This is a genomic window from Nocardioides albidus (assembly GCF_006335005.1).
Lineage (GTDB): Bacteria > Actinomycetota > Actinomycetes > Propionibacteriales > Nocardioidaceae > Nocardioides > Nocardioides albidus.
The window spans coordinates 314,599-321,045 of sequence record NZ_VDMP01000024.1 but is presented as its reverse complement, the minus strand read 5'-3'; the positions used below and the strand labels follow the sequence as shown (position 1 = coordinate 321,045).

Here is a 6,447-nt window from a genome sequence, read left to right as displayed (position 1 = left end):
CGAGCACCTTCAGCTGCGTGGTCGTGGCCGCGAGGACGAAGGCCGGCGCCCCGCCGACCTTCACGTCGTTCTCCCACCGGGTGGCCGAGAACGGGCCGCCCGTGACGGTCAGGACGGTGCCGCGTGGGCCGGACCCGGGAGCGACGCCCGAGATGGACGGGGCCACGATCGTGTGCAGGTGCTTGTCGAGCCACTCCTTGAGGCGCAGCGGCCTCCGAGCGAGCTCGAGCGGAAACAGCTCTGCCGGTCGCGGGGGCTTGACGATCTCGGTCATGTTCAGTCCCTGAGGTGGTTCGGGGGGCCCGCCTGCTACGGGCCATTCCCTTCAAGGAGAGCGCCGGGAGGACCGTGATACATCGGGTCTCCGGCCGGCTGCGAGGATCTCGCTCCATCAGGCCGAGGCCGTTGCCACGCTCCGAGTGCCTCCAACTGCTCGGACCGACGGGTCACCGGGGCCGCGTCATCGAGCGGCGGTCCGCTATCGCCTGCCACAGCCGGACGTACTCCTCGAGGTCGATCTCACCGCGGGCGAGCCGCTCGTCGAGGATCTCGAGCGGATCGGACGACGCCCGCTCCCGCCCGAGCCACCGGGCTCCGAGGTAGACCGCGGCACCGACCAGACCCCAGGACAGGAGCATCACGAGCGTCATTCCTGGCCAGCCGAAGTAGTCGTGCCCATTGTCCAACATCATCGCCGTGCTCCTCGTGTTGCGCGTGTCGCCTTGTGTCGAACAGACGCCTCGATCGTCGCGCCGCGCTACGGTCACGGGCAGGGGCGAAGCACCTGCCTCGGCAGGACCAAGTGCCTACGAGATCCGACACTGGGTCCCTCCCGACCACGGCGCATCGCGCCTACCGTCGGCACCATGCACCGGACCGCAACCAACGGACACCACGGCCCGGGAGCCCCACGGCATCCCGGCGTCGAGCGCTACTTCCAGCGCCGCGCCGAGGACTGGCAGGCCCGGCTGGCGGACGCGATCACCGCCCTCGCCGGCTCGATGCCGTTCGTGTGGATCCACACCATCGTGTTCGTGGTCTGGATGGCGGCCGCTGAGCACAGCCCCTGGCCGACCTTGACCCTGGCGGTCTCGCTCGAGGCGATCTTCCTGTCGACCTTCGTCATGATCGGACAGAACCGCCAGGCGGAGGTCCAGCGCGCCAAGGCGGACCACGACTTCGTCGAGCAGGAACTCGAGCTGAAGACGAACACCGACCTCACCCGCCAGATCCACGTTCTGACCCAGGAGCTGCACCGACGGTTGCTCGATCCCGAGGTGAGGCCTCGCGACGGAGTTGAGGCATGACCGGCGTGCAACCTGCGGGCGCGGTCAGCGCGGGACAGTCCAGACCAGGGCCGTGCCGCCTTCGGGCACCGACTCCACCGCCAGCGTCCCGCCGCGCAGCTCGGCTCTCGCCCGGATGTTGGCGAGCCCGCTCTCGGCCACGGAACCGGACATCCCCCGCCCGTTGTCACGCACTCTCAGCACCACCTCGTCGCCGGCCGCGACCACGACCTGCACCGCCGTCGCCTCGGCGTGCCGGCTCGCGTTCGACAGTCCCTCGGCCAGCACCGCCAGCAGGTCCGGAACCACGTCGTCGGGGACCAGGGAGCGCACGGGACCCTCGAAGCTGAGCGACGGCCGGAACTTGAGGGTCGCTGCGGCGCGGTCCACCAGCCGGGTCACCTCGGCCTGTACGTCCCCGGCCGACTCCAGCGAGCTCAGCCCGAAGATGGCGCGACGGATGTCCTTGATGGTGGCGTCGAGGTCGTCCACCGCCTGTTCGATGCGGGCGGCCACCTCGGGCCGTTGCACGAGCCGGGTGGCACCCTGCAGGCCGAGCCCTACGGCGAACAGCCGCTGGATGACGAGGTCGTGCAGGTCTCGGCCGATGCGGTCACGGTCCTCGAAGACCGCCAGCCGACGCTGGTCCTCGCGGGCCTCGGCCAACTGGAGGGACAGCGCGGCCTGCTCGGCGAACGCCGCGACGAGTTTGGCGTCGAGGACGTAGTAGCGGTCCTCGTGCGCGGGTGACCACGCCAGCGACAGCGTTCCCGAGGTCCCCGCCGAGTGGGTGAACGGGACCGTGAGCACCGGGCCGCCCTCTCCGCGCCCCTCGGACCCGCTGTAGGCCAGCTGACGCGGCTCGGCCTCGTCGGAGGTGATCTCGGCCCAGGCTGCGTCCGCCTCGGCGAGATCACGTGCCTGCGCAACCAGGTCGGCGACCGGGTCCCCTGCCGGACCCGGATCCGCCAGCGCGGGACCGAGCGCAGCCGTCGCCAACGCCCAGGTCTCGCGGGTCGTGGTCTCCTCGTAGAGCCGAGCGTTCTCGATCGCCACGCCGGCCGCCGCGGCGAGCGCCACGACGATCTCCTCGTCTTGGGCGGTGAAGTCGCCGCCACCCTGCTTCTCGGTGAGGTAGAGGTTCCCGAAGACGCGGTCGCGGATCCGGACGGGTACGCCGAGGAAGGAGCCCATCGGCGGGTGGTGCTCCGGGAAGCCGTACGACGCGGGGTGCTCGGCGATATCGTGCAGCCGCAGCGGCTCGGGACGATCGATGATCAGCCCTAGCAGGCCGTGGCCCGTCGGCAGGTCCCCGATCTCGGCAGCGAGCTCGCCGGAGATGCCGTGGTGGATGAAGGTCCGCAGCCGGCGCTGGCGACCTGCGCTGAGGACGCCGAGCGCGGCGTAGCGCGCGTCGACGAGACGGCTGGCGATCGCGACGATGCGCGAGAGCACACCGTCGAGGCTCAGGTCGGCCGAGATGGTGACGACCGCGTCGAGGAGGAGCTGCAACCGCGCCTGCTGGTCGAGGGCGCCGTGCATCCGGTCCAGGACCTCGCGCACGAGCTCCTCGAACTCGACACGGCCGAGGTCCACCGCCTGCTCGGACTCCGCGCCCTCCACGTCGCAGACGCTACTCCGACGACAGGCACAAAGACCTGTGAATCCAGGGACCCGCGCACCTGCTCCCCGGGGCCACGAAGGACGACGATGGGCGCGTCCCGAGAAGGAGGTGGTCCCGATGCCGACGTCCGATGTCCGGCCGGGCCGGTTGGTGGAGCTGTCAGACGACGAGTGCTGGGACCTGATCCGCTCACGACCTGTGGGACGGGTGGCCTGGTCCGGCGCGCAGGGAGTCTCTGTCATTCCGGTCAACTTCACTGTCGACGGCGACACCGTCCTGCTGCGCACCACTCCCTACTCGCTGATGGCGCGCGACTGCGCCGATCGGGAGGTGGCCTTCGAGGTCGACGAGATCGACGGGGAGCGGCACGAGGGATGGAGCGTCCTGGTCCGAGGCCGCTGCGAGCGCGAGGAGCGCCCGTCCGAGGGACCTCACCCGTGGGCGACCGGCTCACGAGTGCTCGGGCTGCGCATCGCGGTCCGGTCCCTGACCGGACGGCGCGTCGTCAGCTCGAGCGCGGTGGGTGCTTGACGGCGAAGATCGCGGCCTGCGTGCGACTGGACATCCCCAGCTTCGCGAGCAGCGAGGAGACGTAGTTCTTGACCGTCTTCTCAGCGAGGTGGAGCTCTCGCGCGATCTGCCGGTTGGTCATGCCCTGGCCGATGAGGTCGAGGATCCGTCCCTCCTGGTCCGTCAGCGACTCGAGCTCCTTGTTGACCGGCGGACCCGACCGGATCCGGTCGAGGACCTGAGCGGTCACCGATGGATCGAGGGTGGACTGGCCGGCGGCGACGCGTCGGACGGTGTCGAGAAGGTCGTTGCCACGCACCTGCTTGAGCACGTAGCCCGCCGCGCCGGCCATGATCGCGGAGAAGAGCGCGTCGTCGTCGTCGTACGACGTCAGGATCAGTGCCTTGATCGACGGATCCTGGGAGCGCACATCGCGGCACACGTCGATCCCGGACCCGTCGGGCAGCCGCCCGTCGAGGATCGCAATGTCCGGCCGCAGGGCTGGAATCCGCCGCGCCGCCTCGGCGGCCGAGTCTGACTCGCCGACGACCGCGATGTCGCCCTCGCTCTCGAGGAGGTCACGAATGCCACGACGGATCATCTCGTGATCGTCGAGCAGGTAGACGCGGATCTGCTGGGCATCCTCGCGGACAACTTCCTCGCTCACACCGCCCACGGTATCCCGACCAGCCGGCACGCGGCGGGGACTGCGCACCTGCGGGTTCAGGACCTTGTGCTCTGCACGTCACGGCGTCCGGGACGAGACGGTGGAGGTCAACGAGCGACGAGGAAGGCAGCGACATGAGCGGTCGACTCGGTACCCGACCTGAGCAGGCACCGCCTGCGGTGATCGAGCGCCTCGTGTCGCTGGCCTGCCTTGCTCCGAGCGTGCACAACACCCAACCCTGGCGCTGGCGGTACGACGCCGGCGCACTCGAGTTATGTGCTGACCTCACCCGACGGCTTCCGGCCGAGGACCCGCGCGGGCGCAATCTCACCATCAGCTGCGGCGCGGCACTGCATCACCTCCAGTTCGCCGCCCGGGCCTTGGGCTGGGAGACGAGTGTCGCGCCTCTTCCCGCAGGGGGGCCCGACACCCTCCTCGCCCGCGTTGCCGTCTTCCGGACAGTGCGCCACGGCGTGGCGCGAGGCGACATCGACCTGCTGCGGTCGCGCTGCACCGACCGGCGCCGATTCACCGCGTGGCCGGTCCCTGCGGACCGGCTGGACGATCTGTGCGACCGCGCTGGTCCGTGGGGCGTGCACGCAGAGCCGGTCACCACAGACGCGGCACGATTCCGCCTGGAACTGCTCGCGAACCGAGCGCTGAGCTTCCTCGAGGTCGAGGGCCGCCGCCTCCTCGAGCAGGACCGGTGGATCGACCGCGACGGTCCGGACGGCATCCCGCTGGAGCTGCTGCCGGACGCCCCGGAACCCCTGCACGCCCGCTCCCGGTTCCGGACGGGCGTTCTCGAGGACACCCGCCTCGTCATCCACAGCGGCGATCGGGTGATTGCGCTCGGCGGTGCGCGCGACGACGTCGGCAGTTGGCTGCGCACCGGTGAGGCGCTGAGCGACCTGTGGCTCGAGGCGACCCGGGCCGGGATGTCGGTCATCCCGATGAGCCAGCCGATCGAGGTCGAGAGCACGCGTCACGAGATCGCCAGGACGGTGCTCACCTCCCGGTTCGAGCCCCACGTCCTGGTCCGAGTCGGCTGGCAGGCGATCGGACGACGGGATCTCCCCCGTACGCCCCGTCGTCCGTTGCACGACGTCTTCCTGCGATGAGGCTGACCTGGCCCGGCGCGAGCGACGCTGGCCTCACCGGCGCGGAGCGCATGCCTGCTCCCTGCTCGCCGAGTACCCGGCCCTGCAGTTCGATGATCCGACCGCGCACCTCGCCCACCCGCACGACGGAGGCAATCGCGTAGGAACTGCTGGCCGGTAGGGTGACCGCGCGGGCTGTGGATCGTCCGTGGCGCCGCGGGCTCGACCTGGTCGACCGGACGGTCCGGCTGAAACCGCGGGTCGAAGGTCCCTCCCGGTCCGGGGCATCGGCCCGTACCCCAGCGAGCGGCGCCGGACGACGCTCGACGCATGACCACTGACTCCAGCGACACCGTCGCCACGAACAGCATCGTCGTCGCCACCGACGGCTCCGACGATGCGGACCGCGCCGTCCGCTGGGCGGCCGAGCAGGCCTTCCTCGAGCGGCGGCCACTGACCGTCCTCTCCGTCGTGCACGGCCCCGAGGTGCCGACTGCTGCCTGGAACGGCATGAGTCCCGTCTACTCCTGGGATCCCGCCCAAGCCCTCGACGAAGCCCGGGCAGTGGCCCGCGAGGCCGCCGACGTCGCCCTGCACCTGCACCCGGGCCTGGACGTGTCGGTAGCGGCACGTTTCGGGCGACCGCGTCAGGTGCTCGTCGAAATCTCCCGCGACGTCACGCTTCTCGTCCTCGGCTCCCGTGGTCGAGGCGTCCTGCGCAGCAAGCTGCTCGGCTCGGTCAGCGCCGCGGTCAGCCGCGACGCTGGCTGCCCGGTCGTGGTGTGTCGCCCCCAGCGTCACCCGGAGCGGGCCCAGCAGGGCATCCTCGTCGGCGCGGACGGCACACCGGAGTCGCTGCCCGTCATCGAGTTCGCCTTCCAGCAGGCCTCGCTCATGGATCTGCCGCTCACCGTCGTGCACGCCGTGTGGGACGAGGTCGGGGCCGTGGAGGGCCCCGTGATGGTCTCGCCACGGGAAACGGGCTTGGAGCAGTACCGGGTCCTTCTCGGGGAGAGCGTGGCCGGGATCTCGCCGAAGTTCCCTGAGGTGCGTGTCGACCTCCGCCTCGCCCGCGGGATGGCCGAGGACTGTCTGAGCGACACCAGCGCGCTATGGAACCTGATCGTCGTCGGCCGACACCCCGTCGACTCCCTGCTGCGCCTGGTCACGGGCGCGGTCGCCACATCTGTCATCGAGCGGTCGCACACGACTGTGACCGTCGTACCGCAGGCCGACGCGCCGACCGAGAGCTGAGGAACT

Annotated in this window: 8 protein-coding genes; 4 read left to right on the top strand and 4 right to left on the bottom strand. The window is 70.6% G+C overall.

Annotated features, from left to right (window positions below; translation table 11 throughout):
- Both FHP29_RS21720 and FHP29_RS12535 read right to left on the bottom strand, forming a co-directional pair.
- On the bottom strand, positions 1 to 274 hold a 274-nt coding region (locus FHP29_RS21720), incomplete at its 3' end, for an IPT/TIG domain-containing protein (RefSeq protein WP_158296555.1).
- Between the two features lie 172 nt (positions 275 to 446).
- Complete coding sequence (locus tag FHP29_RS12535) at positions 447 to 692, bottom strand: SHOCT domain-containing protein (RefSeq protein ID WP_139623177.1); 246 nt, start codon at positions 690 to 692, stop codon at positions 447 to 449.
- A gap of 174 nt (positions 693 to 866) precedes the next feature.
- Here FHP29_RS12535 and FHP29_RS12530 point away from each other — a divergent pair, with 174 nt between their 5' ends.
- Entirely contained in the window at positions 867 to 1,307 is a 441-nt protein-coding gene (locus tag FHP29_RS12530) for a DUF1003 domain-containing protein (protein WP_139623176.1), read from the top strand.
- Positions 1,308 to 1,331: 24 nt separating this feature from the next.
- Here FHP29_RS12530 and FHP29_RS12525 read toward each other — a convergent pair whose 3' ends face one another.
- Positions 1,332 to 2,909 carry a GAF domain-containing sensor histidine kinase gene (locus FHP29_RS12525; RefSeq protein WP_240044475.1) on the bottom strand — a complete coding sequence of 526 codons (1,578 nt, stop codon included), beginning with the start codon at positions 2,907 to 2,909 and terminating at the stop codon, positions 1,332 to 1,334.
- A 118-nt stretch (positions 2,910 to 3,027) separates the two neighbouring features.
- Here FHP29_RS12525 and FHP29_RS12520 point away from each other — a divergent pair, with 118 nt between their 5' ends.
- Positions 3,028 to 3,441, top strand: coding sequence for a pyridoxamine 5'-phosphate oxidase family protein (locus FHP29_RS12520; protein WP_139623175.1), 414 nt, complete (start codon positions 3,028 to 3,030; stop codon positions 3,439 to 3,441).
- Here FHP29_RS12520 and FHP29_RS12515 read toward each other — a convergent pair.
- On the bottom strand, positions 3,416 to 4,087 hold the full coding sequence (locus FHP29_RS12515) for a response regulator (RefSeq protein ID WP_275669441.1): 672 nt from the start codon (positions 4,085 to 4,087) through the stop codon (positions 3,416 to 3,418). The two genes, FHP29_RS12520 and FHP29_RS12515, sit on opposite strands and share 26 nt — an antisense overlap.
- A gap of 134 nt (positions 4,088 to 4,221) precedes the next feature.
- Here FHP29_RS12515 and FHP29_RS12510 point away from each other — a divergent pair, with 134 nt between their 5' ends.
- Together FHP29_RS12510 and FHP29_RS12505 are read left to right on the top strand one after the other, a co-directional pair.
- Complete coding sequence (locus FHP29_RS12510; protein ID WP_139623174.1) at positions 4,222 to 5,208, top strand: Acg family FMN-binding oxidoreductase; 987 nt, start codon at positions 4,222 to 4,224, stop codon at positions 5,206 to 5,208.
- 309 nt (positions 5,209 to 5,517) lie between these two features.
- A complete protein-coding gene (locus FHP29_RS12505; protein ID WP_139623173.1) occupies positions 5,518 to 6,441 on the top strand; it encodes a universal stress protein in 924 nt (307 codons plus the stop codon).
- Positions 6,442 to 6,447: the final 6 nt, after the last annotated feature.